We start from the raw sequence: 274 nt of genomic DNA, 5'->3' as shown, positions 1-274 counted from the left end.
CGCGCGTCACCTGCGTCACCGAGCCGTGGGGCGCGTGGCAGATCGTCAGTTCCTTGGGCCAGTACATCGCCAAGGGCTCGCCGGTCGACATCTACGCCAACCGGCAGGGCGTGCAGGCGGGCCGCACCATCGACCGGAAAATCTGCCGGCCGCTGCTGCGGGCGACCACCGTGTACTACCCCGTGTCCAGCTACGTCACGCGCGCGTCCCTCACGGCGACGGACACGATCAGCTACCGCGTGCTGCGGCGGATCCGGGCGTACATGAAGCGCAC

General features: G+C 69.3%; 1 protein-coding gene. It reads left to right on the top strand.

Features of this window, described 5'->3' with window-relative positions:
* On the top strand, positions 1–274 hold a 274-nt coding region (locus tag R6258_RS18810; protein WP_318453479.1), incomplete at both ends, for a hypothetical protein.

It is taken from the genome of Halomonas sp. HP20-15, assembly GCF_033446685.1.
Taxonomy (GTDB): Bacteria; Pseudomonadota; Gammaproteobacteria; order Pseudomonadales; family Halomonadaceae; genus Modicisalibacter.
The sequence above is the reverse complement of the archived record's forward strand: the minus strand, read 5'-3'. Positions and strand labels throughout refer to the sequence as shown.